We start from the raw sequence: 25,271 nt of genomic DNA on the forward strand, positions 1-25,271 counted from the left end.
CACGCGTCAGCCGTCACTGGGACATTTCGGCCACAGACCCGGAACCGTAAGGTTCCGGGTTTAGTGCGTTGTTAACGCATTGGCAGTAATAGGCTTTTCAAGGATCGTGGCGAAACCGTGGCTGTAACAGATCGTAAGAATCCGTGATTTGGCCGAGGTGTGCGCCGCAGCTATACACCTCTCCGGAACGACGAAAGGCGCGAACGGCGGTCACAGCCGGAGCGCTCGCAGGGGCTTCAAGCAGCGGACGGACTTCACGCATCGTGCCTCCACAAGGGGTCGCGCGAAGGATCCTGGCCGAGGGCTAAGGTATGCGGACGAACCAACAAACAACCATCAAGGCGTCCGTGGCCCTCACCGGCATCGGCGTCCACTCCGGGAACCCGGCGGAGATCACGCTCCATCCCGCCCCCGCCAACCACGGTATCGCCTTCCTCCGCACGGGCACGCCCACCGGCAACGACCGGCTCATCAAGGCCCACTACGCCTGCGTCTCCGCCACCGAGCTCTGCACCGTCATCGGTGACAACGAGACCGGCGCCGTCGCCACCATCGAGCACCTGATGTCCGCCCTCTACGGGCTCGGCATCGACAACGCTCTGGTCGAGATCGACGGCCCCGAGATGCCGATCCTCGACGGCAGCGCCCGCCTCTTCGTCCAGGCCATCGACAGCGTCGGCGTCGCGACCTGCGGCGCCCCGCGCCGCTGGATCAAGGTGCTCCAGCCGGTCCGGATCGAGCAGGGCCGCGCCTTCGCCGAACTCCGCCCGCTCGACCGCGGCTTCCGCCTCGACGTGGAGATCGACTTCGAATCCCCGGTAATCGGCCGCTCGCGCAAGGCGATGGACCTGACGCCGGCCGCCTACCGCAAGGAGATCGCGGGCGCCCGTACCTTCGGCATGATGAAGGACGTGGAGCGCTACTGGAAGGCCGGCTTCGCGCTCGGCGCCTCCCTCGACAACACGGTCGCCGTCGGCGAGACCGCGGTGGTCAACCCCGAGGGTCTGCGCTTCCCGGACGAGTTCGTCCGCCACAAGTTCCTCGACGCCGTCGGCGACCTCGCGCTCGCCGGCCTGCCGATCCAGGGCGCCTACCGCTCCTATTGCGGCGGCCACCGCATGAATGTCGGCATTCTCGCGGCCCTGTTCGCCGACCGCGCGAACTACGCCATCGTCGAGGGCCAGGGTACCCGCCGCGAGCCCGCGCGGGCCGAGTACGGCACCGCCCTCGGTCTCGCCGCCTTCGCCGCCGAACTGTAACCGCCAAGACACAGGTCCGCCGCTCCGGCGCGTTGCACGGGATTCCTTAACGTCTCGTGGGAACCTGCCGCTTTCGCGCCAGAATCGGACCTCAACGCTAGAGCCTGCGCGTAGGACGCGTGCCGCTCTTTCGAGTGGCCCGTGCCTGACAGGGATTTGACCGCGATGCCTCTGACCTTCCCGACCCGTGGCGCGATGGTGGCCGTGCTCCTCGGCCTCGGCGCCGGCCTCGGCGGCTGCGACGCCCTCGATCCGAGCAACCTGTTCGCCGAGAAGTACAAGCCCGAGGTGGTCGCCGATACGCCGGCCGACAAGCTCTACAGCGACGGCCTCGCCAAGATGGAGGACCGCGACTACGATGGCGCCTCGAAGTCCTTCGACCAGCTCGACAAGCAGTATTCCTACTCCGACTGGTCGCGCAAAGCGCTGCTGATGACCGCCTACTCGAACTACGAGGGCGCGAAGTACGACGACGCGATCACCGCCTCGAAGCGCTACCTCCAGCGCCATCCCGCCAGCAAGGATGCGGCCTACGCCCAGTACCTGATGGCGATGTCGCAGTATAAGCAGATCCCCGACGCGACCCGCGATCAGGAACGCTCCGAGCGCGCCCTCGTGGCCCTCACGGAACTCGTCCAGAAATACCCGAACTCCGAATACGCCGCCGACGCCAAGGCCAAGATCCAGATCACCCGCGACCAGCTCGCGGCCAAGGAGATGGAGATCGGCCGCTTCTATCTCGAGAAGCGCTCGTTCCCGGCGGCGATCAACCGCTTCCGCGACGTGATCTCGAAGTACCAGACCACCCGCCACACCGAGGAGGCGCTGGAGCGCCTGGTCGAGGCCTACATGGCGCTCGGCATCACCGCCGAGGCGCAGAACGCCGCCGCCGTGCTCGGACACAACTTCCCGGACAGCCCCTGGTACAAGGACGCCTACGCGCTCCTGCAGACCGGCGGCCTGGAGCCCCGCGAGGAGAAGGGCTCCTGGCTGAGCCGCGCCTTCCGCACCATCGCCGGCCAGAAGACCGCCTCGGCCAATTGAGGCGCGGCTGCCGCAGAGCGCGGGCGAGGCACACCGTAAAGGCGATGGCGAGACCAGTCGTGTCTCGGCCTCCTCGCAAGGAAGACGGCGCGGCGACAATCCGCCGATGACGTGGATCTCGCATGCTCGTGCGTAGAACGAAGCGGTTGTTGCGGAAGATCGGCCTCCTTCCCCCGCTCGCTCGACCGGCGGCAGCCCCTGTGCCGGCACCGGAGGTCTCTCCGGTTCCCGCCCCGCCGCCGAAAGCGCCTCCGCCCGTGCGGTCGGGCGGGCCTTACGTCGTCACCGCCGAGCTGAAGGCGAAGTTGCACGCCCTCGGTGTCGATACGCTCTTGCCGCCCGACGTCAGGACCCTGCCCTCCGACAGCGTGTTCGAGCCACCCTGCTCCATCAAGTGGATGGACGTCCTCGGCCGGATCTCCATCGGCAGCTTCAGCTATGGCGTATCGGGGCACTTCAACAACGTCACGATCGGCCGCTACGTGTCGATCGGAGAGGAAGTGCAGATGGGCCGCGGCGATCATTCGATCGCTTGGCTGAGCACGTCGCCGTTCTTCTACCTGCGCGAGGATATTCTCGATGTCGGCCGCGACTTCGCGGAGGCCGAGGCCTACCACGCCTTCCGACCGGACACGACGGGCGCCGCACCCTTCGTGCAGGGCAGGACCATCGTGATCGAAAACGATGTCTGGGTCGGCCATCGCGCCTACATCCGACCGGGCGTCAGGATCGGTACCGGCGCCATCGTCGGCGCCCATGCGGTCGTGACGCGCGACGTTCCCCCCTACGCCGTCGTCGTCGGCAATCCGGCCCGGATCGCCCGCTATCGCTTCGACGAGGCGCTGATCGCGCGTCTGCTCGCCTCGAAATGGTGGACGCTGGCGCCCTGGCAGCTCGAAGGCATCGATTTGTCGCGCCCGGCCGAATCGATCGATCTTCTGGAGGGCCGCGTCGCCGAGACGGCGCCTTACAAGCCGGGGCTGGTTCGCTTGTCCAAGATCGTCTGAACGGAACCGTCCGCTCCGATCCAAGGCGCTTCGGCGGAATACCGGGCTGCCTCGATGCCTGCGACGTCCGGCTCGAACATGCCGGGATGAAGGTGGGGTGCCGAACTTCTTGTGTATTCGCTCGAAAAATATGTGTCCGATTATTGGATAAGTGCCTATTTGTCAGGCTCATGCGTTCGTGCTAGGCCGAAAACAGGTGACGCGCCTTTGGATGAGCATTGAGGCGCCAAGGGAATGCTCGGCATGTGCACGATCAGCGCGATCCTTCCGATCAGCGATCATGAAAAAGTTAGAAGAAATATCGATCGAGCTAAACTTCTGATCGACTCGCTAGAGAAATTTTGGTCTGGCGAGGCACTTCCTCTTTTCATCGTCACCCCAGATCATGAGCTGGCGAGCATCCAAGATCAGTTGCTTGGACGGGCCAATCTGAAGAATGTCCGTCTCTCATTTCTGAAAGAAAGCGAGCTTGATGCGGCCATTGCGAATGCGCCCGACGGGTACGGCATTGCAAAGCAAATGCTCATCAAACTAAGTGCATTCAGGATTTCGACGAGTGATTACTATCTGATACTGGACTCGGATATCTGCTGTTGCAAGTCGATATCGAAGGACGCCCTGATAAAAAATGGAAAGGCCTTGACGGAGTTTTTTGCCTATCCAAAAAATTACCCGTGGTACGTCAATTCGGCCAAGGTTCTACAGGCGGATATCGCCACCGTCAACTTTGGCGAGCCGCGACTTTTCGTGACGCCGGAAATACTGGCCAAAGAAATTCTCGTCGCATTGTCCGAGAAAATCAACTCCATGTATCCTGGGCAGTCATGGGTCGAATTTCTTCTGTCTGTCTTTGACAAAAGAGACAATCATTATTGGACTGAATATTCACTCTATGACATTTTTTCCAGCGCTGAAAATCTGTTCCTCGATCATCATTTTGCTCCGGAGCCGGGCGCCCAGCCGTTGCACTGCATGGATCAAAGCATCTGGGTACAAGGATCAATACCGAATTGGGATCCGGCGAAGGCATTCAGTGGCGAAAGCAGGGGCTATTTTTTGGTGCTTCAGAGCATCATGGCCTATGAGATCGACTTCGATGTCATCGACGCTCGCGTGAGAGCGGCTTGGCAGCATGCCTGACGGTTTGCGATCGCCCGCTCGGCTGCCCCGCGAGGGGAGCGGAGAGGGGGATCGGCGAAATCGCATTTTGGGCGTGAACTCGGCGTGCCTTCTGGATAAACGATCCGACAGTAAACCCGTCATCGAAGAGACCGGCGCCGCGGCATGCTCGTCCAGCTCGCGATCCGCGACATCGTTCTGATCGACAAGCTCGACCTGACCTTCTCCGGGGGGCTCACCGTGCTCACCGGCGAGACCGGCGCGGGCAAGTCGATCCTGCTCGACGCCTTCGCCCTGGCCCTCGGCGGGCGCGGCGACGGCGGGCTCGTGCGCCACGGCGAGGCGCAGGGCGGCGTCACCGCGGTGTTCGACGTAGCCCTGGATCACCCCGCCCGCACCATCGCGGCTTCGGCCGAGATCGACACCGACGGCGACCTGATCCTGCGCCGCATGCAGTTCGCCGACGGGCGCACCCGCGCCTTCGTCAACGACCAGCCGGTCGGCGTGCAGACCATGCGGGCGATCGGCACCGCGCTCGTGGAAATCCACGGCCAGCACGACGACCGGGCGCTGGCCGACCCGACCACCCACCGCGCCATCCTCGACGCCTTCGGCGGCCTCCAGGGCCCGCTCGCGGCGGTCGCGGCGTCGGCCAAGCGCGTGCGCGCGGCCCGCACGGCGCTCACCGAGCAGCGCGCCCGCGTCGAGGCGGCGCAGAAGGAGGCCGATTTCCTGCGCCACGCGGTGGAGGAACTCGGCGCCCTCGATCCGCAAGGCGGCGAGGAGGCTAGTCTGGCCGAGCGTCGTACCCTGATGCAGCAGGGGGAGAAGGTCGCGCGCGAGCTGAACGAGGCGCTCGACCTCGTCGGCGGCTCGGGCTCGATGGTACCCCATCTCTCCTCCGCCGTGCGCAAGCTGGAACGCCGCGCCGCCACCGTGCCGAGCCTCGTCGAGCCAAGCATCCTGGCCCTCGACGCGGCGCTGACGGCGCTGGACGAGGCCCGCACGGCGCTCGACGCGGCGGTGCTCGCCGCCGAGTTCGATCCGCGCGAGTTGGAGCGGGTGGAGGAGCGCCTGTTTGCGCTCCGCGCCGCCTCGCGCAAGTACGCGGTGCCGGCCGACGACCTCGCCGACCTGCGCAGCCGCTACGACGCCGACGTCGCCGCGCTCGATGCCGGTGAGAAGGCGCTCTCCGGGCTGGAAGCCGAGCAGAATGCGGCCGAAGTCGCCTACGCCGCGGCGGCGAAGAAACTTGGCGACGGGCGCCGACGCGCCGCCAAGGCGCTCGACGCCGCGGTGCAGGCCGAGCTGCCGCCGCTGAAGCTGGAGGGCGCCCGCTTCATCACCCAGATCAGTGTGGACGAGGCCTCGCGCGACGCCGCCGGCACCGAGCGGGTCGAGTTCTGGGCGCAGACCAATCCGGGCACCCGCGCCGGCCCGATGATGAAGGTCGCCTCCGGCGGCGAGCTGTCGCGCTTCATGCTGGCGCTGAAGGTGGTGCTCGCCGGCAAGGGCTCGGCCCCGACGCTGATCTTCGACGAGATCGACACCGGCCTCGGCGGCGCGGTCGCCGACGCCATTGGCGCCCGGCTCGGGCGGCTCGCCGCACAGGTCCAGGTGGTGGCGGTGACGCATGCTCCCCAGGTCGCCGCCCGCGCCGGCACGCATTTCCGCATCGCCAAGGATAGTGTGAAGGGGAATGGCAAGGGCGCGACAAAGGGCAGGGCCGAGGAGCGCGTTACCACCCGCGTCGTCGGCCTCGCCGCGGAGGCCCGCCGGGAAGAGATCGCTCGCATGCTCGCCGGCGCCACCATCACCGACGAGGCCCGCGCCGCGGCCGCGCGGCTGTTGCAGGGGGCGGAGGGCTAATCGCCCTCGTCCAGCTCGATCCCGTACTCGGCCAGCACCCAGAAAATCGCTTCGAGGTCGTCGGCCGTCACGTCGCGCGGCGGCAGCGCCTCTTCGAGGTCGTCGTAGGTCAGCGAGCGGCGGCGCTCCGCGTCCGCCTTGGCCAGCAGCCGATCCACGGTCATGCGGATGTCGGCCGGCAGGGCGTCGTGGCTCGGCAGCACGACCCCGCCCGCCGGGCGCAAGGCGTCGCTGAGCAGGCGGTCGATGATCGCCTGCCGCCGCGCATGGGCTCCGTCCGGTCCATCCATGTGGCGGAATATGGACCGGCGCGGGCCGGCGTCGAGTCCGATCCGGCCCCGTCGTCAGACCCCTTCAGTCGCGCCCTGCATGGCTGAGCGGGTCACCCGCACCGGAATCGCCTTCGCGGCCGGCACCTTGGCCTGGATGTCGTGGTGCCAGAGCGGGATCAGCACGTTGAGCTCCGGGTAGTAGCCGCCGCAATTGCCCTCGGGGATGTCATAGCGGACGATGCGCAGGCCGCGCACTGTGCGGTCGAACCCGTCGGAGGCGTCGGTGGCGACGTCCACCGTCTCGCCGTCGGTCAGTCCCAGGCGGGCGATGTCGTTCTCGTTCATGAACAGGATGTCGCGGGTGCCTTTCACGCCGCGGAAGCGGTCGTGGTAGCCGTAGACCGTGGTGTTGAACTGGTCGTTCGAGCGCAGCGTGATGAGGTCGATCACGTCGTGCCCGCGGGCCGGCATGTCCGGGTCCTCCTCCAGCCCGTCCGGCGGTACGACGAAGTTGGCCTTGCCGGTGTCGGTCTCCCACTTGCGCTCGCGGGCGGCGACCGGCTTGTGCTGGCCGCCGGGCTCGAACAGACGCGCGTTGAAGTCCTTGAATTTGTCGGGGTAGGTCGCCTCGATGGCGTCGCGGACCTTGGCGTAATCGCCGACCCAGGCGTCCCAATCGAGCTGCGGGTTCGGTGCCAGCGTCACCTTGGCGAGTTCGGCCACGATCCAGGGCTCGGAGCGGACATGGTCGCTGATCGGGTTCGCCACGCCCTTCGAGCCGTGGAAGCAGGAGGTCGAATCCTCCATCGACACCGCCTGCGGGCCGCTGCGCTGCTCGTCCACCTCGATCCGCCCGAGGCAGGGCAGGATGTAGGCGATGGCGCCGTTGACGAGGTGCGAGCGGTTCAGCTTGGTCGAGATCTGCACCGTCAGCCGCTGGCCGCGCCACGCCTCCTCCATGCGCTTCGTGTCCGGCACCGCGCGGACGAAGTTCCCGCCGAGGCCGATGAAGGCCTTAACCTTGCCCTCCAGGATCGCCTCGCAGGCCTCCACCGTGTTGAGGCCCTTCTCCCGCGGCGGCTCGAAGCCGTAGAGGTCCTTCAGCTTGTCGAGCGGCACGAGTTCGGGATCGTCGGCGATGCCGACGGTGCGCTGCCCCTGCACGTTCGAGTGCCCCCGCACCGGGCAGATGCCGGCGCCGGGCCGGCCGATATGGCCGCGCAGCAGCAGCAGGTTGACCAGCATCTGCACCGTCTCGGTGCCGCGGCGGTGCTGGGTCAGGCCCATGCCGTAGATGCCCATCACGGCCTGCGCCCGCGCATAGACGGCGGCGGCCGCCTCTAGCCCCTCGCGCTTGAGGCCGGATTTGTGCTCGATCGCCGCCCAATCGAGCCGGTCGCAGAATTTTTCGAACTTCTCGAGGCCGTGGGTGTGCTCGGCGATGAAGGCGGTGTCGAGAACGCGCGGGCGTCCTTCGGCTTGCGCCTCCCGGTCGGCCGCGAACAGCGCCTTGCAGATGCCCGCGATCGCCGCGATGTCGCCGCCCGCCTTCACCTGATGGTACTGGGTCGAGATCTGCGTCGAGGATTTCGTCAGCATCTCGACGGGCGATTGCGGGTTGGTGAAGCGCTCCAGGCCGCGCTCCCGCAGGGGGTTGAAGGTGATGATCGGCACGCCCCGGCGGCGAGCCTCCTGCAGCGGATGCAGCATCCGCGGCGCATTCGAGCCGACGTTTTGCCCGAAGAACAGGATCAGGTCGGTCGCCTCGAAATCCTCCAGCACCGTCGTCCCGACCGGCACGCCGATCGATTGCGGCAGGGCTTTCGAGGTCGATTCGTGGCACATATTGGAGGAGTCGGGCAGGTTGTTGGTGCCGTACATCCGCGCGAACAGCGCGTACATGTAGCTCGTCTCCAGCGAGGCCCGGCCCGAGGCGTAGAACACCACCGATTTCGGATCGAACCCCTTCAACTCGCGGCCGATCTCGGCAAACGCCTCCTCCCAGGCGACCGGGACGTAACGGTCGCGCTGCGGGTCGTAGCGTAAGGGGTGGGTGATCCGGCCTTTCTCCTCCAGCGCGTAATCCGACCACGTCAGCAGTTCGGTGACGGTGTGGCGCTCGAAGAAGTCGGGGCCGATGCGCTTGCGGGTCTGTTCCCAGGCGGTCGCCTTGGCGCCGTTCTCGCAATACTCGAAGGTCGCGGGCTTGGCCGGCTTCGACCACGCGCAGGACACGCACATGAAGCCACCGGGCTTGTTCTGCTTCAGCAGCATCGCCGCGCCGGTGACCGGGATTTCCTCACGCGTCAGGATGTCGACGAGCGACCGGGCCGAGCCCCAGCCGCCGGCGGGGTCGGTGTAGGCTTCGATCTTCTGGTCGGGCATGGGGCGCTCGCGGGGTTCCGGGGAACCTCGGCGGAACGGAACTGGCGAAACCGGAGTTCCGGCCCGCGGTGACGCGAGCCGGGCAATTATTGCTCGCCGAACGGATCGCCGCCGCCGGCCGCGTCGGGATTCACCCCATCGACCGCGGGCTTGGGCCGGCGCGGGCGGGGCGCGGGGGTGTTCGACGCCGTCGGGCTCGCGGTGTTGGCGCCGAGCCGCGCGGCGAGCGCGATCGCCCGCGCCTCGGTGTAGCGCACGTGGCAATAGCCGTGCGCGCCCTCGCGGGCATAGGTGCGGCAGGCCTGCTCGCGGTCGGAGGAGAAGGCCGCCTGCTCCTGCACGATCGGCCGGACGTCCTGGCCGCGGGCCCGTTGGGTCATCAGTTTGAAGTTGTCGCGGACCGCCTTGTCGGCGACGCCGCGGGCCGTGTCGAGTTCGCCCGCCTGCGGGATCAGCGTCGCCGCGCCCGGCCCCCACAGGCCGGTCGGCGTCGTGGCGCAATCCTGCGCCGTGAAGGTGCAGACCTTGTCGCCGAGCGGCGTCGCCAGCACGCTGCCGTCGAGCACTTCGAGCTTGAGCGGGCATTCCGGTGCGTTCGCCGAGAAGCGCGACACGCCCTGCGATCGGCCCTCCGCCGTCAGCGCCACCGGCTTGCCGGCGCTGAGCTTGACCGAGCAGGCCTCGGTCGGCTGCGAGACCTTGGTGCCCGGCAGCGTCATCAGGGCGGTGTAGCCCGCGCCCGCCTTCTCGATCTTGAGCGCACCGGTGAGGCCGTTGAGCAGCAGGTCCTGGCCGACGACGTTGTCCTCGGCCGGCACCTTGAGCACCACCGGCTGGCGCGGCACGGCAGGCGCGGTCGGCCGCGTCTCGGCGCCCTCGCCGGGCAGGGCCGGCGCACCGGGCTCGCCCGGAACGGCGGCGGGCGGCGGCTGGACGGGCACGTTGCGCGGCGGCGGCGGGGGCTTGGCCGCCTTACCGATCCCGAACAGCTCCTCGAAAAAGTTTTGGGCCTGGGCTCCGGCGGGGCTGAGCGCGACGAGGCAGACGAGGCCGGCCGCGGCCATGCGCCGGAAGCGGGTGGGCCGTGCGGCGGGACTGAACGAGTCGGGCAGTCGCATCAGGCTTTCGCGATCCTGGCTCGGGGCCGGTCGTTGAGGGAATCTTCACGCTCTCTAGCACGCCACCCGTGGCGCGGGCGTGGCAGCCTGGCAACGGGGAAGGGCTGCCTTCCGCGCGTCCGGTCCGCAAAAAGTCCCGCGGAACACAGGATTGTGGGATGGGGTTCGCGCGTCCTCCCTCGTTCTTGCGGCGGCGTAGCCGTCTTCTTATATGCGCCGAGACACGGGACGAGGCCTTGGAAGCGCCGCCTGCCCAGGCGACGCGCTTCGGATCCATCCCGTTCTCAAGCCTGGAAGTTTTGTACCGCCATGGGTCGAGCTGCTTCGGGGCTCGGCGGTCTGCTTGAAACAGCGAACAGAGGGATCCCACCATGGGTAAAGTGATCGGTATCGACCTCGGAACCACCAATTCCTGCGTGGCCGTCATGGAAGGCACGCAGCCGAGGGTCATCGAAAATGCGGAAGGCGCCCGCACCACGCCGTCCATCGTCGCCTTCACCGACGACGGGGAGCGCCTCGTCGGCCAGCCGGCCAAGCGGCAGGCCGTGACCAATCCGGAGCGGACGTTCTTCGCGATCAAGCGCCTGATCGGCCGCACCTACGACGATCCGCTGACGCAGAAGGACAAGGGGCTCGTCCCCTACAACATCGCCAAGGGCGACAACGGCGACGCCTGGGTCGAGGCCGACGGCAAGAAGTACTCGCCCTCGCAGATCTCCGCCTTCACCCTTCAGAAGATGAAGGAGACCGCCGAGTCGCATCTCGGTCAGCCGGTGACGCAGGCCGTCATCACGGTCCCGGCCTACTTCAACGACGCCCAGCGCCAGGCCACCAAGGACGCCGGCAAGATCGCCGGCCTCGAAGTGCTGCGCATCATCAACGAGCCGACGGCGGCAGCGCTCGCCTACGGCCTCGACAAGAAGAAGGCCGGCACCATCGCGGTCTACGACCTCGGCGGCGGCACCTTCGACGTGTCGATCCTCGAGATCGGCGACGGCGTGTTCGAGGTGAAGTCCACCAACGGCGACACCTTCCTCGGCGGCGAGGATTTCGACAACCGCGTGGTCGAGTACCTGACCGCCGAGTTCAAGAAGGAGCAGGGCATCGACCTGACCAAGGACAAGCTCGCCCTCCAGCGCCTCAAGGAGGCCGCCGAGAAGGCCAAGATCGAGCTGTCCTCGGCCACCCAGACCGAGATCAACCTGCCCTACATCACCGCCGATGCCTCGGGCCCGAAGCATCTGGCGCTGAAGCTCAGCCGAGCCAAGTTCGAGTCTCTGGTCGACGACCTCGTCCAGCGCACGATCGAGCCGTGCCGCAAGGCGCTCAAGGATGCCGGCGTCTCGGCCTCCGAGATCGACGAGGTGGTGCTCGTCGGCGGCCAGACCCGCATGCCCAAGGTGCAGGAGGTCGTGAAGGCGTTCTTCGGCAAGGAGCCCCACAAGGGCGTCAACCCGGACGAGGTCGTCGCCATCGGCGCCGCGGTCCAGGCCGGCGTGCTTCAGGGCGACGTGAAGGACGTGCTGCTCCTCGACGTCACCCCGCTCTCCCTCGGCATCGAGACGCTGGGCGGCGTGTTCACCCGCCTGATCGACCGCAACACCACGATCCCGACGAAGAAGTCCCAGGTCTTCTCGACGGCCGAGGACAATCAGAACGCGGTCACGATCCGGGTTTTCCAGGGCGAACGCGAGATGGCGGCCGACAACAAGCTGCTCGGCCAGTTCGACCTGATGGGCATCCCGCCGGCCCCGCGCGGCATGCCGCAGATCGAGGTGACCTTCGACATCGACGCCAACGGCATCGTGAACGTCACGGCCAAGGACAAGGCGACGAACAAGGAGCACCAGATCCGCATCCAGGCCTCCGGCGGCCTCTCGGACGCGGACATCGAGAAGATGGTCAAGGACGCCGAGGCCAACGCCGAGGCCGACAAGAAGCGCCGCGAACTCGTCGAGGTGAAGAACCAGGGCGAGAGCCTGATCCACGCCACCGAGAAGTCGGTGTCGGAATACGGCGACAAGGTCTCGGCCGCCGACAAGGGCGCCATCGAGTCCGCGATCACCGCGCTCCGCACCGCTTTGGAGGGCGAGGATGCCGAGGGCATCAAGGCCAAGACCAACGACCTGATGCAGGCCTCGATGAAGCTGGGTGAAGCGATGTATGCCGCCTCGCAGAACGAGGGTGCGCCGGGTGAGGGCGCCTCCGCGTCGACCGAGAAGAAGGACGACGTCATCGACGCCGACTTCCAGGAGGTCGACGACAAGGACCAGAAGAAGCGCGCCTGATCCGGCGCGGTGGCCGGGAGCGGTGCGAACGTGCCGCTTCCGGCGAAATTTTGATCGCGACGCCGCTGCGGTGGCTTGATCCCCGGGCCCTGCTCGGGGATCAACCGTGTGGGGCGTCTCACCACACGCGACAGTCGTTTCTCGAAGTCTGCCGTCAGGCCGGACCGGGAGGCGCGGCGCGGCTGGGAACAGCCGCAGCCCACGCGCAGGAACGAGGCTCCAGAGGCCGGGTATGTCGAAGCGGGACTATTACGAAGTCTTGGGCGTCGCCAAGACCGCTACGGAAAGCGAACTCAAGGTCGCCTTCCGCAAGCTCGCCATGGTCCATCACCCGGACCGCAATCCCGGCGACAAGGAAGCCGAGATCAAGTTCAAGGAAGTCAACGAGGCCTATCAGTGCCTCTCCGACGGCCAGAAGCGCGGGGCCTACGACCGCTTCGGCCACGCCGCCTTCAGCCAGGGCGGTCAGGGCGGACCCGGATTCGGCAACGAGTTCGGCGACTTCATGTCGGATATCTTCGAGAATTTCTTCGGAGACGGGCGTGGTCAGCCGGGTGGTGGGGCCGGCCCGCGCGGGCGCGGCCAGCCGGGGCGCGAGCGCGGCGCGGATCTGCGCTACAACCTCGAGATCAGCCTGGAAGAGGCATTCTCGGGCAAGACCGAGACGATCCGCATCCCGACCTCCATCGCCTGCGAGGTCTGCTCGGGCACCGGCGCCAAGGCCGGCTCGAAGCCGCGCGCCTGCCCGACCTGTGGCGGCTACGGGCGCGTCCGGGCGGCGCAGGGCTTCTTCGCCATCGAGCGCACCTGCCCGAACTGCCACGGCCGTGGCGAAGTGGTGGACGACCCCTGCACCGCCTGCTCCGGCGCCGGCCGGGTCAACCGCGAGCGCACGCTCTCGATCAACGTGCCGGCGGGCGTCGATGACGGCCTGCGCATCCGGCTGGCCGGCGAGGGCGAGAGCGGCCTGCGCGGCGGACCCGCGGGCGATCTCTACGTCTTCCTTTCGATCAAGCCGCACACCTTCTTCCAGCGTGACGGCGCCGACCTCTTCTGCCGCGTGCCGATCTCGATGGTGACCGCTGCGCTTTCGGGCGATATCACCGTGCCGGTGATCGACGGCTCGCAGACGCAGGTGCGCATCCCGGCCGGCACCCAGACCGCCAAGCAGTTCCGTATCAAGGGCAAGGGCATGCCGGTGCTGCGCTCGCGCGAGGTCGGCGACCTGTACATCCAGGTTTCGGTCGAGACGCCGCAGAACCTGACCAAGCGCCAGCGCGAGCTGCTGCAGGAGTTCGACCAGTCGGCCTCCGACGAGAATCACCCGGAAAGCGCGGGCTTCTTCTCCAAGGTCCGTGACTTCTTCGTGAGCGGCGCGGGCCGGACGTGACCCGCGCGAGAGCCGGGATCAAATGCGGATGCAACCCGGTTATGCACCCGGTCGCCCATCGCGGGCGATGTGCGGGCGTCTCCGCCCTACAGGAAGGCCGGCCTTGACGGGGTGCGGGTTTTCATCGTCTAGAACGCTCCCCGCCGGGTCGTGCTCCGATCCGGCGCGCTTGCGCGTCGCCCCCGGCTCCTGGCCGGGTTCTCGCCACCGCACGCGGTCCGCGAGCGGTTCCACCCCGTCCTTCCACTCCTGATCCGAGGATCACCGGTCGTGCCGCCGCTTCGCCGTTCCAGCGCCCGAGCCGTCGCCGCGACCCGCCTGCGGGAGGGGCGCGATCCGCTGGAGGACGAGGCCCGCTTCCTGCGTTCGTGGTTCGAGCGCCCCCTCGTCACCGGCGCCGTTACCCCCTCGGGCAAGATGCTCGCCCGCACCATGGCCTCCTACGCCGACCCGTCGGTGCCCGGCCCGGTGATCGAACTCGGCCCCGGCACCGGCCCGGTCACCGAGGCGCTGATCCGGCGCGGCTTCGAGCAGGAGCGGCTGATCCTCGTCGAGTACAACCCGGATTTCTGCGCCCTGCTGCGCCGCCGCTTCCCCCGCACCACGGTGATCCGGGGCGACGCCTACAGCATCCGCGAGACGCTGGGCAGCATCGTCACCGCCCCTTGCGCCGCCACCATCTCCTCCCTGCCGCTGTTCACCAAGCCGCTGGAGAAGCGGATGGAACTGCTGCAGGACGCCCACGACGTGATGCAGCCGGACGCGCCCTTCGTGCAATTCACCTACGCCGTGGTGCCGCCGATTCCGGCCCGCTGCGAGGCCGGCAGCTACACGGCGAGCCGCTCCAACCGCGTGTGGCTCAACCTGCCGCCCGCCCGCGTGTGGGTCTACCGCCGGCCGGCCAAGATGACGGCAAAGACGACCGCCTGACACGATCCCGGCGGCGTCCTCATCCGCCCCAGAATTGTTTCCGTTTGTCGGAATCCGTCTCAGGCTCCGTTCATGGCCGGGCTCCTAGCGTCTCGATCCGAGGCCGCCACCGGGCGGCCGGACGAAGGGAGTTCACCGATGTCGGACACCAATTCGACCAAGCGCTTCCGCCGCACGCTCGCCGCCCTCGCCGTGCTTGCCGGCGGGCTGATCGGCAGCGAAGCCGCGCAAGCCGCCCCATTCGCGGCCCTGCCCGCCGCCGCGCTTGCCACCGACACCGCGGTCGAGACCGTGCAGTGGCACGGTCACGGCGGCTGGGGCCACCGCCGCCATCACTGGGGCCACCACCATGGCTGGCGCCGCCATCACCACCATCATCACCACGGCTGGGGCCATCACCGCCGCCATCACTGGGGCCACCACCGCCACCGCCATTGGGGCCACCACCACGGCTGGGGCCACCGCCGCCACTTCTACTGAGCCATTGGGTTCGAGGGACTGCGCGCAGGGAGACCGGCGCGCGGTCTTTTTTTTTAAAGACCGATCATTCGGCTTCGTCCTAGCCATCCCCCTCATCCTGAGGTGCTGCGCAGCAGCCTCGAAGGAGGGCTCCAGCCAGCTGCGCGATCCCTGGAGCCCTCCTTCGAGGCTTCGCTTCGCTGCGCACCTCAGGATGAGGGGATGGATGGGAGCAACAGGAGCCTCGATCAGCCCACGCGCTCGATGACCGCTTCACGCGCCGCTGGCACCGTCTCGCCGATCCGGTAGGCCGCCCGCAGGGCCACCGCCGCCCGCTCCGCCGCCGCCGCGTCCGCCGCGTGGACGGTCCCGAGAGGATCGCCGGCCCCGAGCCGGTCGCCGGGCCGGACCAATCCGGAAAAGCCGACGCGCGGGTCGATGTCGTCCTGCGGCCGGGTGCGTCCGCCGCCCAGCCCGATCACCGCGAGGCCGACGGCGCGGGTGTCCACCGCCTCGACCGTGCCCGCGTGTTCCGCCGCAACCGGCCGCACCACCGGCGCCCGCGGCAGATGCCGCTCGGAGGCTTCCGGAAAATCCGACGGGCCGCCGAGGGCGCTCACCATTCGGCCAAAAATCTCGGCGGCGGCCCCGGTGTCGAGGGCGGCTTGCAACCGCGCTTCGGCGTCCGCGCGGTCGGTTGCGAGGCGGCCCAGCACCAGCATCTCAGCGCAGAGTGCCATCGTCACCGCGTGGAAGCGCGGCTCACGGGCGCGGCCTGTGAGGTAATCGACGGCGTAGGCGACCTCGACGGCGTTGCCGGCAGCGGACGCCAGCGGCGCGTCCATGTCGGTCAGCAGCGCGCGGGTCGGCAGGCCGGCGGCGTTGGCCACCGTGACGATGCTTGTCGCCAGCGCCCGCGCGTCCTCGTCCCGCGCCATGAAGGCGCCGGAGCCGGCCTTCACGTCCATGACGAGGCCGCCGAGGCCCGCCGCCAGCTTCTTCGAGAGGATCGAGGCGGTGATCAGGTCGAGCGATTCGACCGTGCCGGTGACGTCGCGGATGGCGTAGAGGCGCCGGTCGGCTGGCGCCAGCTCCGCCGTCTGTCCGATGATGGCGCAGCCCGTCTCGCGCACCACCGCGCGAAAACGGTCGAGCCCCGGCGTCACGTCGTAGCCGGGGATGCTGGCGAGCTTGTCGAGAGTGCCGCCGGTGTGGCCGAGGCCGCGCCCCGAAATCATCGGCACGAAGCCGCCGCAGGCCGCCACCAGGGGGCCGAGCGAGAGGCTCACCGTATCGCCGACGCCGCCGGTGGAGTGCTTGTCGAGGATCGGGCCGGGCAGGTCCCATTCGAGCACCGTGCCGGAATCCCGCATGGCGCGGGTGAGCGCCAGGCGCTCGTCGAGCGCGAGGCCGCGAAAGAACACCGCCATCGCGAAGGCCGCCGCCTGCCCCTCGGTGACGCGCTCCGCGGTGAGCCCGCCGATGAAGCCGGCGATGTCGGCCTCCGACAGAGCCCGCCCGTCGCGCTTGTCGCGGATGATTTCCTGGGGGAGCCTCATGCGCCGGCCTCCGCGGCGCGAACGAGGTCGTCGAGGAGCGAGCTGGCGCCGATCCGGAATGTTTCTGCGTTGACCCAGTCCGGCCCCATGATCCGGTCGGCGAGCGCCAGATAGCGCGCGGCGTCCTCGACCCGGCGCAGGCCGCCGGACACCTTCAGGCCGATCCGACCGCCGCCTTCACGGATCGCGAGAAGCATGGCCTCCGCCGCCTCGGGCGTGGCCGAGACCGGGGTCTTGCCGGTCGAGGTCTTGAGGAAGTCGGCGCCCGCCTCCAGCGCCAGCCGGCTCGCTCGCGCGACCGTGTCCGCGTCGGGCAGCATGCCGGTCTCCAGGATGACCTTGAGCCTCGTCTCGCCGCAGGCCTCGCGCACGGCCGCGACCATGGCGCGGGCGGTGTCGGCCTCGCCCCGCAGGAGCGCACGATAGGGCAGCACGAGGTCGATCTCGTCGGCGCCGTCCTCGATTGCCGTGCGGGTCTCCGCCAACGTGCCGGCCACGTCCTCGCCGCCGTCCGGAAAGTTGACGACGGTCGCAATCCGCACGCCGCCGCCGGTCAGCGCCTGCGCGGCCTCCGCGACGAAGCGGGGCCAGACGCAGACCGCCGCCACGGCGTAGCGTTGCGCGCGCTCGCAGAGCAGGCGAACCGGCTCCTCCGTGCAGCCCTCGCTCAGATCGGTGAGGTCGAGGAGCGGCAGGGCGCGGGCGGCCACTTCCCGAAGCAGGGGATCGGCTGCGGTCATCGCAAAAAACCTCACGATTCGGGAAGGCGCGCCGCGAAGGCGGCGGCGAGGCGGGCGAGGTCGGCCCCGGCGCGGGCCGCCACCGCCTTGGTCTCGGCATGGTGCGGATCGCCCCCCGAGATGCCGGCCGCAAAATTCGTCACCGCCGAGACGGCGGCGACCTCGAGCCCGAGGAAGCGGGCCAGGATCGTCTCCGGCACGGTGGACATCCCGACGAGATCGGCCCCGAGCCGTCCCGCCATGCGGACTTCCGCCGGCGTCTCGAAGCTCGGGCCGGAGAACCACGCGTAGACGCCCTCGTGCAGGAAGAGGCCTTCCCTCTCGGCCGCGGCGCGCAGATCGGCGCGCAAGCGGGGGGCGTAGGCGTTCGTCATCGGCACGAACCGGGCGTCGCTCGCCTCCCCGATCAGCGGGTTGAGCCCGGACAGGTTGATGTGGTCGGTGAGCACCACGAGGCTGCCGGGGCCGGCCTTCGGCATCAGCGAGCCGGAGGCGTTGGTGAGAAGAACCCGCTTCGCCCCGAGCGCTGCGACGGTGGCGAGCGGCACCCGCATGGCGGCGGGCTCGCCCCGCTCGTAGGCGTGGGCGCGGCCCTCCAGCACCAGCACCGGCCGCCCCGAGAGCGTCCCGCGATGCAGCCGCCCGCCATGGCCGGACACGCCCGGCGCCGGGAAGCCGGGAATTCTTTCGTAGTCGAGGCTGATGCGCTCTTCCACCGCCTCGACCAGGGCGCCGAGACCGGTGCCGGTCACGATCGCCAGGGCGATCGGGCCGGCGAACCCCTTGTCACGCAGGAGCGCGACGGCGGCGTCCTCACTCGGCATCGAAGGTATGCTCCGGCAGATGCTCGGGGCCGAAGGAGGCGGGCAGCAGCGCCTCCAGGGTGAAGCGGGCGCGCACGCCGTCGGGCCCGGCGACGAGGATCGGCGTGTCCGGCCCGGCGAATTCGCGGATGCGCTGGCGGCAGGCGCCGCAGGGCGTGACGGGAGCGGGGCTGTCGGCCAGGATCAGGATCGCCCGGATGCGCCGCCCGCCCCCCGCGATCATGGCCGCGATGGCCCCGGCCTCGGCGCAGGTGCCGACCGGATAAGCCGCGTTCTCGACGTTGCAGCCGGCATGCACGCGGCCCGCCTCGTCGGCGAGCGCCGCCCCGACCGAAAACCCCGAATAGGGCGCATGCGCCCGCGCCCGCACGGCGGCGGCCGCCGCGAAGAGGGCATCAAGATCGGGATTTTTTGTAAGGGCGCCGGGCGCAGTCATGGCACCGTTTGGCCCGAGGGTGGGTCTCGTGTCGAGGGGCGGTCGACAGGCGCGTGTCCGCCTTCTATGCCGAACCCTTGCGGATGCGGCAGGGAGCCGGAGACATGCTCGGGCGCTACGATCGGGGTTCGAACAACGGCGAGGCCAAGGTCGAGTTCGGCGACGGCACCATGCGGGTGATCAAGCCCGGCACCTTCGTGCGCTGCGCCGTGACCGGCGAGGCAATCCATCTCGACGCGCTGCGCTACTGGAACGTCGATCGCCAGGAGGCCTATGCGACGCCGGAAGCCGCGATGCAGCGGCTCAAGGAGATCGGCCGGGCGCCGTAAGCGCTTCAGCCAGCTGCCCCCGCAGCGCGGCCGGATCGTCGAAGGCGAGGGCGACCCGCAGCACGTCCACGCGCTCACCCGCGGGGAGACGGACGGCATCCTTCTCGGTGGTGACGAGGTGGGCGCCCTCGCGCTGCGCCAGCGCCCGCAAGGCATCGAGATCGCCGGCCCGATAGGGATGGTGATCCGAAAAACTTTTCGTGGCGAGGATCCGGGCGTCGAGCCCGGCCAGCGTGCCGAAGAACTTTTGCGGGCGGCCGATGCCGGCGAAGGCGACCACGGGCCGGTCCTTCCAGCTTTCCGGCGCCTCCGGCACCAGCCGGGCGCGATGCACCGGCAGACCCCGCGCCGCGGCCTCCCGTGCCGGCGCCTCGCCCGGCGCCCCGTCACCGATCAGCACCACCCCGCCGATATGCCGCCATTGCCGCGCCAGCGGCGCCCGTAGGGGGCCGGCCGGGAAAGGCAGGCCGTTGCCGAGCCCCGCCCCGGCATCGACCACGGCGAGCGCCAGGGTCTTTTGCAGGCTCGGGTTCTGGAGCCCGTCATCCATGACGATGACCTCGGCGCCGAGTTCGTTACAGAGCTGCGCGCCCGCGGGCCGGTCGCGGGCCACCACCGTCGTCGCGAAGCGCGCGAGCAGCAGCGGCTCGTCACCGACATCAGCCGCGGAATGCCGGGCGGCATCGACCGCCACCGGTCCGGGGCGTGTTCCGCCATAGCCTCGGCTGAGGAAGGCCGGGCGCCGCCCGAGATCGTCCCGCAGCATCTTGGCCAGCGCCAGAGCGGTCGGCGTCTTGCCGGCCCCGCCGAGGGTGAAGTTGCCGACACACAGGACCGGGCAGCGGGCCTGCACGCCGGGCCGGTCCATCCGCCGGACGGTCAGCGCGCCGTAGAGCGCGCCGGCCGGCGTCAACAGCCGGGCCAGCGGGTGCGAGGGCGAATGGTGCCAGAAATCCGGCGGGCGCATCAGGCCCGTTCGCGGGCGGCGAGCTTCATCTGCGCGACGTAGGGGTCGAGCACCGCGAGCGTGCGGCCGACCGCGCCCTCGAACGCGGCGAGCGCCGTCTGTCCCCGCCGCGCCATCTCGGCGGTGCGGCCGGAGTTGGCCACGAGGTCGGCGACGGCCGCCGCCAAGTCTTCTTCGTCGGACACCAATCGCGCGCCGCCCGCCTCGTCCAGCGCGCCGTAGGGCTCCGAAAAGTTGAAGATGTGGGGCCCGTGCAGCACGGCGCTGCCGAGGCGCACCGGCTCGATCGGGTTCTGGCCGCCATGCTCCACCAGCGAGCCGCCGAGGAAGACCAACGGGCAGAGGCGGTAGAACAGGCCGAGTTCGCCGAGCGTGTCAGCGACGTAGAAATCCACGTTCGCCTGCGGGCGCCCGTTCTTGGCGCGTCGGTTGGTGCGCAGGCTGGCCTCTTGCGCCACCTGCGCCACCTCCTCGCCGCGGCGGGGATGGCGCGGCACCGCGATGGTCAGCAAGCGCGGAAAGCGGTCCCGCAGGCGGGCATGGACGCGGGCGACCACGGCGTCCTCGCCCGGATGCGTGCTCGCCGCGACCCAGACCGGGCGATCACCGACCATGTCGCGGAGATAGGCGAGTTGCTGCGCATCTGCCGGGGGAATGGCGGAGTCGTATTTGAGATTGCCGATGACGCTGATGCGCGGAGCGCCGAGCCGCGCGAACCGCTCGGCGTCGGCCTTGGTCTGGCACAGGCACACGGCGATGCGCGACAGGAGCGCGCGGGCGGTGCGCGGCGAGCGCGCCCAGCCCTGGTACGAGCGCTGCGACATCCGCCCGTTGACGAGCACCAGCGGGATGCCGCGCTCGTGCAGGGCGACGACGGTGTTGGGCCAGATCTCGGATTCGGCCACCACCGCGAGGTCGGGCTGCCAATGGGCGAGGAAGCGCTCGACCCAGCGCGGCGCGTCGAGCGGCACGTATTGATGCACCGCGCCCGCGGGCAGGCGCTGGCTCAGCAGGTCGGCGGCGCTGCGGGTGCCGGTGGTGACGAGCACCGAGCAGCCGCGGCCGACCATGCCCTCGATGAGGCCGACCAGCGAGAGCGCCTCGCCGATGCTGGCCCCGTGCATCCACACCAGATGCCCGACCGGCCGAGCGCGACCGGGGCAGCCGCGCCGCTCGGGCAGGCGAGCCGGGTCCTCCTTGCCGCGGCGGGAGCGCCACGCCAGCAGGCCGGCCACCGCGGGCTCGCCGAGATAGAGTCCGTAGCGGTAGACCCGGAGCGCAGCGGGAAGCGGCGGCACCCTCACGCGGCCTGCTCCAGAGCGGAGCCGACCACGCGGTCGGGCCGGCCAACGAGGGCGTAGGCGCGGTCGTGGACGCGGTTCAGTTCGGCCTGGACGCGGGCGCGATAGCCCTCGACGGCCGCCGGCTCGATCTCGCGGGGGACGTAGATCGATTCGCCGAACACCATGGCGCCGCGGCCGAAAGGCAGGCCGAGGCAGGCCCGGTCCCACGAGTTGAAGCGGATGTGCCGGCCCGTCACCACGGCGACGGGGACGATGGGGCAGCCGGAAAAGCGCGCCAGCATGATGATGCCGTTATCGCAGACCCGCGAGACCTTCGGCACGTCGGCCGAGAAGGCGACGGTCTCGCCGCCCTTGAGCGCCTTCACCATGGCGCGCAGGCCTTCGGCGCCGCCCTTGGCGCGGGCGTCGCGCACCGCGCGGCCGCGGGCGCCGGAGGCGCGCATCACCCGCACCCCCATCCGCTCCAGCGCCATAGTGTTGATGTTGCCGTCGGGGGAGCGGGAAATGATCGTGGCGATCCGGTCGTGGGGCCGGCGCATGAACGAGATCATCAGGTGCTGGCCGTGCCACATCGCGGCGATGAACGGTCCGGTCGCGTCGAGCCGCCCGTCGATGCCGGCGGGCTCCACGGTGAAGCGGTTCGTGCGCTTCACCAGCCGGAGGTAGCCGTAGGCGATTCGGCTCAGCACACGCTGGACCGCGGGCTTGCGGCCGATGGTCTTGATCAGGCCCATGGGCTCGGACCGCTCCGCCTTCGCTCGCGTTTCGAATCGGGCGCCGCCCGGGTCGGCGGTCTAGCCCCGCGGCCCGCCGGGTGGCAACGCGGGCCGAACCACGGCCTTCCGACTCGTGCCGCAATGCGGCGGAGTTCGGGCGAGGGGAGCGTTCCGGTATCACGCTCACCGAACCCGTACCCTCCACGCCGTCATTCCAGGGCCGCGGAGCGGAACCCCGAATCCACCCGTGATGCGGGATGCGCGGCCGAAGTTGAACCGTTGCGGCCAGTCGTGGATTGCACGCCGCTGGCGCGCCCCTTCGGGTCCGGGTTCGCCTTCGGCGCCCCGGAATGACGGCCTGACGGTTGATCCATCTCTGGCAGAGCATCGCAGCGCGACTTCCGCTCGCCGGATGTTGACCTTCGACCCCGATGCCCCGATGCGGAGCCCCGCAATGTTCAGGCTCGCCCATCTCACCGATCCCCATGTCGGACCGCTGCCGCGGCTGCGCCTGCGCCAGCTCCTGAGCAAGCGCGCGACCGGCTACGTGAATTGGCATCGCGGGCGCGGGCGCCATCACGACATGGACCTGCTGGGCGCCCTGATCGCCGACCTTCGGGCGCAAGGCAGCGACCACGTCGCTTGCACCGGCGACCTGTGCAATCTCGGCCTGCCCGACGAGTGGGACACCGCCCGCATCTTTCTCGAAGCTGTGGGGCCGGCCGACCGGGTCAGCTTCGTGCCGGGCAACCACGACGCCTATGTCCGCGGCTCGCTTGAGGGCTTGCTCGGCACCTGCGGCGGCTGGACCGCCGACGACGACGGACGCAGCGGCCTGTTCCCGTATCTGCGCCGCCGCGGGCCGCTCGCGCTCATCGGCCTGTCCTCGGCGATCCCGACCAAGCCCTTCGCTGCGACCGGGCGGCTCGGACCTCCGCAGATCGAGGCAGCGGAGCGCCTGCTCGGCGATCTGGCCACGGCGCCCGAGCGGCCCTGCCGTGTGGTGATGATCCACCATCCACCCCATCCGGGCGGCGCGGCCGCGGGCCGCGAGCTGAAGGACGCCGCCGCCTTCGCGGCGATGATCGGCCGGGCCGGGGCCGACCTGATCCTGCACGGTCACAATCACGTGGGCAGCGTGGCGGGCATCCCGGGCCCGGACGGACGCCCGGTGCCGGTGGTCGGAGCGCCCTCGGCCTCGGCCCGGTCGCTCCTCGTGAACCGGCGTGCCTCGTATTACCTCTACACGATCACGCCGGACGCCGGCAGGCACCACATCGCCGTGGTCGAGCGCGGCCTCGACGCGGAGGGCGGCATCGCCGAACTCTCCGCCTTCGACATCCGCACGCCACCCGCCGACCGGCTCGGCCCGGCCCCGAAGCGCGGGCGGCACTGAGGGCGATTCGACTCCCTTGCTTCCCACCCAACCCCCTCATCCTGAGCGGAGCCTTGAAGGAGGTCGCCAGGGATCGCTGAGACTTCTGGAGCCCCCTTTGAGGCCGCCGACGCGGCACCTCAGGATGAGGGGGACGGGTGGGAGAGACGCAGCGTCAGTTCAGCCCCATCCCCTTTGACACCCCGGTCGCGCGGGGCAGCGGGCGCAGCAGGCTCTTGACCTGGGAGAAGGGGCGGGGCCGGTTGATGACCTCGTCGAGGCGCGACCATAACGTCTTGGGCGAGAACGGTTTCGCGATGATCTCGTTGACGCCGAGCGAGATCGCCCGGTCCACCACGTTGCGCCGGGGCTGAGCCAGCATCAGGATGATCGGCACCGTCGGCGAGGGCGAGGTCGTCGGCGTGCGGGCGAGCCGGATGAACTCCTCGCCGGAGAGAATCGCCAGGTCCCAGTCGAGGATGGTGAGGTCCGGCTTGCTCTCGGCCAGCACGCCGAGCGCCTCGGCGCCGTCGGGCGCCTCCAGCACACGCTTGATGCCGACGCGCATCAGCATGTCGCGCACGATGCGGCGGATGTAGAGGCTCTCATCGACGACGAGGGCCGAGAGGTCCGGGAAGGTCGGGGTGGCGATCATCGGCGGCTCGGGGCCGGCGCGCGGATGCGGCCGGTCTCGGTCCCGAGTCTAGCGGCGGCCGGTTTGCGCTTCCCTAAGGACACTTGCGCAACACCACTGGACTTGGAACGATTCTGGTCGGGCCCGCAAAAAGCCCAAAAACCGCGCCGCTACGCAGTTCACACCGAAAATCGGCCGGCCACGGCACGGACGGGTTAGAAGTTCCTTGCGATTCGGCCCCGATTGCGTCAGACCTGAGGCATCGATCTCGGTATCCGCTGCCGAGGAGATGATAGTGCGAGGCGTGGGCTGTCTCGGGATAGCGCGCACGCGGTATTCGAGACGTGGCGGGCGGACGGTTTTTGCGAGCTTTCAATGGGACGTGGTCGTGATTTTCGGGGGCCGCAGAAGCGCGGCTTCGACGAGGGCGGTGCCGAGCCTCAGTGGCCGGACCAGCTGCCCCCGAGCAGTGGTGGGTACGGTGGTGGCGGCAACCGCTTCGGCGGCGGTGGCGGCGGCTACGGTGGTGGCGGCGGTGGCTTCGACCGCGGCCCGTCGCGGGGCGCCCCCGCGGCTGCGGCGCCCACGGGCCCGGAGCGTGACGCCACGGTGAAGTGGTTCAACAAGGAGAAGGGCTTCGGCTTCGTGGAGCTCGGCGACGGCTCCGGCGATGCCTTCCTCCACATCCGCGCGGTCGAGGCCGCCGGCCACGACGACCTCCTGCCCGGCACGCGCCTCACGGTGCAGACCGCCCAGGGCCAGAAGGGCCCGCAGGTTACTGCGGTCAACAGCGTCGACACCTCCACGGCCGAGGCGGCTCCGCCCCGGCGCGAGGGCCCGCGCTTCGGCGGCGGCGGTGATCGCTTCGGCGGTGGTGGCGGCGGCTTCGGCGGTGGCGATCGCTTCGGCGGCGGCGGCGGCCGTGACCGCTTCGGCGGCGGCGATCGCGGTGGTGATCGCGGCGGCGGCGGCGGTGGCCGCTTCGCCTCCGGCCCGTCGGTCGAGATGACCGGCACCGTGAAGTGGTACGACCCGGCCAAGGGCTTCGGCTTCGTCTCCGTCAATGACGGCGGCAAGGACGTGTTCGTGCACCGCTCCGCCCTGTCCCGCGCCGGACTCGACTCCCTGGCCGAAGGCCAGCAGGTCACCCTCGGCGTGGTCGAGGGCCAGAAGGGCCGCGAGGCCTCCAGCGTCAGCGTCGATTACTGATCGACCCGACCACTGAATGACGAAGCGGCGGCCTCAGG

General features: G+C 69.5%; 23 protein-coding genes. 12 read left to right on the forward strand and 11 right to left on the reverse strand.

The features are described from left to right. The first annotated feature begins 311 nt into the window (after positions 1-311). From lpxC to recN, 5 genes are all read left to right on the forward strand, one after another. Positions 312-1,259: a UDP-3-O-acyl-N-acetylglucosamine deacetylase gene (lpxC, locus tag ASG52_RS14260; RefSeq protein ID WP_056244227.1), complete on the forward strand. Its 948-nt coding sequence runs from the start codon at positions 312-314 to the stop codon at positions 1,257-1,259. Between the two features lie 165 nt (positions 1,260-1,424). Next, entirely contained in the window at positions 1,425-2,303 is an 879-nt protein-coding gene (locus ASG52_RS14265; protein ID WP_056244229.1) for an outer membrane protein assembly factor BamD, read from the forward strand. Between the two features lie 305 nt (positions 2,304-2,608). Then, a complete protein-coding gene (locus ASG52_RS14270) occupies positions 2,609-3,310 on the forward strand; it encodes a CatB-related O-acetyltransferase (RefSeq protein WP_286159051.1) in 702 nt (233 codons plus the stop codon). Between the two features lie 243 nt (positions 3,311-3,553). Then, positions 3,554-4,450 (forward strand): DUF6492 family protein, encoded by an 897-nt coding sequence (locus ASG52_RS14275; protein WP_156383965.1) that lies wholly within the window; start codon positions 3,554-3,556, stop codon positions 4,448-4,450. Between the two features lie 144 nt (positions 4,451-4,594). After that, entirely contained in the window at positions 4,595-6,298 is a 1,704-nt protein-coding gene (gene recN, locus ASG52_RS14280) for a DNA repair protein RecN (RefSeq protein ID WP_056244237.1), read from the forward strand. Here recN and ASG52_RS14285 read toward each other — a convergent pair. The 3 genes from ASG52_RS14285 to ASG52_RS14295 all read right to left on the reverse strand — a co-directional run bounded on the left by ASG52_RS14285 (position 6,295) and on the right by ASG52_RS14295 (position 10,019). After that, a complete protein-coding gene (locus ASG52_RS14285) occupies positions 6,295-6,588 on the reverse strand; it encodes an RNA polymerase sigma factor region1.1 domain-containing protein (RefSeq protein WP_056244240.1) in 294 nt (97 codons plus the stop codon). The genes recN and ASG52_RS14285 overlap by 4 nt on opposite strands. Before the next feature lie 54 nt (positions 6,589-6,642). Further along, positions 6,643-8,955 (reverse strand): FdhF/YdeP family oxidoreductase, encoded by a 2,313-nt coding sequence (locus ASG52_RS14290; RefSeq protein ID WP_056244243.1) that lies wholly within the window; start codon positions 8,953-8,955, stop codon positions 6,643-6,645. Positions 8,956-9,041: 86 nt separating this feature from the next. After that, positions 9,042-10,019 carry a hypothetical protein gene (locus tag ASG52_RS14295; protein ID WP_502691066.1) on the reverse strand — a complete coding sequence of 326 codons (978 nt, stop codon included), beginning with the start codon at positions 10,017-10,019 and terminating at the stop codon, positions 9,042-9,044. A 425-nt stretch (positions 10,020-10,444) separates the two neighbouring features. Between ASG52_RS14295 and dnaK the strand changes: the two genes are divergently transcribed. The 4 genes from dnaK (at position 10,445) to ASG52_RS14315 (ending at position 15,161) form a co-directional block, all read left to right on the forward strand. Next, complete coding sequence (gene dnaK / locus ASG52_RS14300; protein ID WP_056244248.1) at positions 10,445-12,361, forward strand: molecular chaperone DnaK; 1,917 nt, start codon at positions 10,445-10,447, stop codon at positions 12,359-12,361. A gap of 232 nt (positions 12,362-12,593) precedes the next feature. Continuing rightward, the gene (gene dnaJ / locus ASG52_RS14305) at positions 12,594-13,751 is read left to right on the forward strand and encodes a molecular chaperone DnaJ (protein WP_056244251.1); all 1,158 of its coding nucleotides are present in this window, start codon (positions 12,594-12,596) and stop codon (positions 13,749-13,751) included. A gap of 270 nt (positions 13,752-14,021) precedes the next feature. Next, positions 14,022-14,681 (forward strand): class I SAM-dependent methyltransferase, encoded by a 660-nt coding sequence (locus ASG52_RS14310; protein ID WP_056244253.1) that lies wholly within the window; start codon positions 14,022-14,024, stop codon positions 14,679-14,681. Positions 14,682-14,819: 138 nt separating this feature from the next. Continuing rightward, positions 14,820-15,161: a hypothetical protein gene (locus ASG52_RS14315; RefSeq protein WP_056244255.1), complete on the forward strand. Its 342-nt coding sequence runs from the start codon at positions 14,820-14,822 to the stop codon at positions 15,159-15,161. 227 nt (positions 15,162-15,388) lie between these two features. Here the strand turns inward: ASG52_RS14315 and deoA are convergent, their stop codons facing one another. Genes deoA through cdd form a run of 4 tightly spaced genes read right to left on the reverse strand, consistent with a single transcriptional unit; the run spans position 15,389 to position 18,699 of the window. Further along, the gene (gene deoA / locus ASG52_RS14320; protein ID WP_056244258.1) at positions 15,389-16,699 is read right to left on the reverse strand and encodes a thymidine phosphorylase; all 1,311 of its coding nucleotides are present in this window, start codon (positions 16,697-16,699) and stop codon (positions 15,389-15,391) included. Continuing rightward, positions 16,696-17,439: a deoxyribose-phosphate aldolase gene (gene deoC, locus ASG52_RS14325; protein ID WP_056244259.1), complete on the reverse strand. Its 744-nt coding sequence runs from the start codon at positions 17,437-17,439 to the stop codon at positions 16,696-16,698. The genes deoA and deoC overlap by 4 nt, the downstream gene beginning before the upstream one ends. Positions 17,440-17,450: 11 nt before the next feature. After that, positions 17,451-18,263, reverse strand: coding sequence for a purine-nucleoside phosphorylase (locus ASG52_RS14330; protein WP_056244262.1), 813 nt, complete (start codon positions 18,261-18,263; stop codon positions 17,451-17,453). Beyond that, positions 18,253-18,699 (reverse strand): cytidine deaminase, encoded by a 447-nt coding sequence (cdd, locus tag ASG52_RS14335; RefSeq protein WP_056244267.1) that lies wholly within the window; start codon positions 18,697-18,699, stop codon positions 18,253-18,255. Before cdd ends, ASG52_RS14330 begins: the two co-directional genes overlap by 11 nt. Positions 18,700-18,803: 104 nt before the next feature. Between cdd and ASG52_RS14340 the strand changes: the two genes are divergently transcribed. After that, positions 18,804-19,028 carry a DUF2093 domain-containing protein gene (locus ASG52_RS14340; RefSeq protein ID WP_056244270.1) on the forward strand — a complete coding sequence of 75 codons (225 nt, stop codon included), beginning with the start codon at positions 18,804-18,806 and terminating at the stop codon, positions 19,026-19,028. Here the strand turns inward: ASG52_RS14340 and lpxK are convergent. The 3 genes from lpxK to ASG52_RS14355 are packed head-to-tail and all read right to left on the reverse strand — an operon-like array spanning position 19,003 to position 22,033. Further along, positions 19,003-19,995: a tetraacyldisaccharide 4'-kinase gene (gene lpxK / locus ASG52_RS14345; protein ID WP_056244272.1), complete on the reverse strand. Its 993-nt coding sequence runs from the start codon at positions 19,993-19,995 to the stop codon at positions 19,003-19,005. The two genes, ASG52_RS14340 and lpxK, sit on opposite strands and share 26 nt — an antisense overlap. Continuing rightward, on the reverse strand, positions 19,995-21,299 hold the full coding sequence (locus ASG52_RS14350) for a 3-deoxy-D-manno-octulosonic acid transferase (RefSeq protein ID WP_056244276.1): 1,305 nt from the start codon (positions 21,297-21,299) through the stop codon (positions 19,995-19,997). Before ASG52_RS14350 ends, lpxK begins: the two co-directional genes overlap by 1 nt. Continuing rightward, entirely contained in the window at positions 21,296-22,033 is a 738-nt protein-coding gene (locus ASG52_RS14355) for a lysophospholipid acyltransferase family protein (RefSeq protein ID WP_056244279.1), read from the reverse strand. Before ASG52_RS14355 ends, ASG52_RS14350 begins: the two co-directional genes overlap by 4 nt. A 436-nt stretch (positions 22,034-22,469) precedes the next feature. On the opposite strand from ASG52_RS14355, the gene ASG52_RS14360 reads away from it, so the two are divergent. After that, a complete protein-coding gene (locus ASG52_RS14360; RefSeq protein WP_056244282.1) occupies positions 22,470-23,411 on the forward strand; it encodes a metallophosphoesterase family protein in 942 nt (313 codons plus the stop codon). A 154-nt stretch (positions 23,412-23,565) separates the two neighbouring features. Here the strand turns inward: ASG52_RS14360 and ASG52_RS14365 are convergent, their stop codons facing one another. Then, the gene (locus tag ASG52_RS14365) at positions 23,566-24,045 is read right to left on the reverse strand and encodes a response regulator (RefSeq protein ID WP_056244287.1); all 480 of its coding nucleotides are present in this window, start codon (positions 24,043-24,045) and stop codon (positions 23,566-23,568) included. A 354-nt stretch (positions 24,046-24,399) separates the two neighbouring features. On the opposite strand from ASG52_RS14365, the gene ASG52_RS14370 reads away from it, so the two are divergent. Beyond that, positions 24,400-25,233, forward strand: coding sequence for a cold-shock protein (locus ASG52_RS14370; RefSeq protein WP_056244290.1), 834 nt, complete (start codon positions 24,400-24,402; stop codon positions 25,231-25,233). The last annotated feature ends 38 nt before the right edge of the window (positions 25,234-25,271 follow it).

It is taken from the genome of Methylobacterium sp. Leaf456, from assembly GCF_001425465.1.
Lineage (GTDB): Bacteria > Pseudomonadota > Alphaproteobacteria > Rhizobiales > Beijerinckiaceae > Methylobacterium.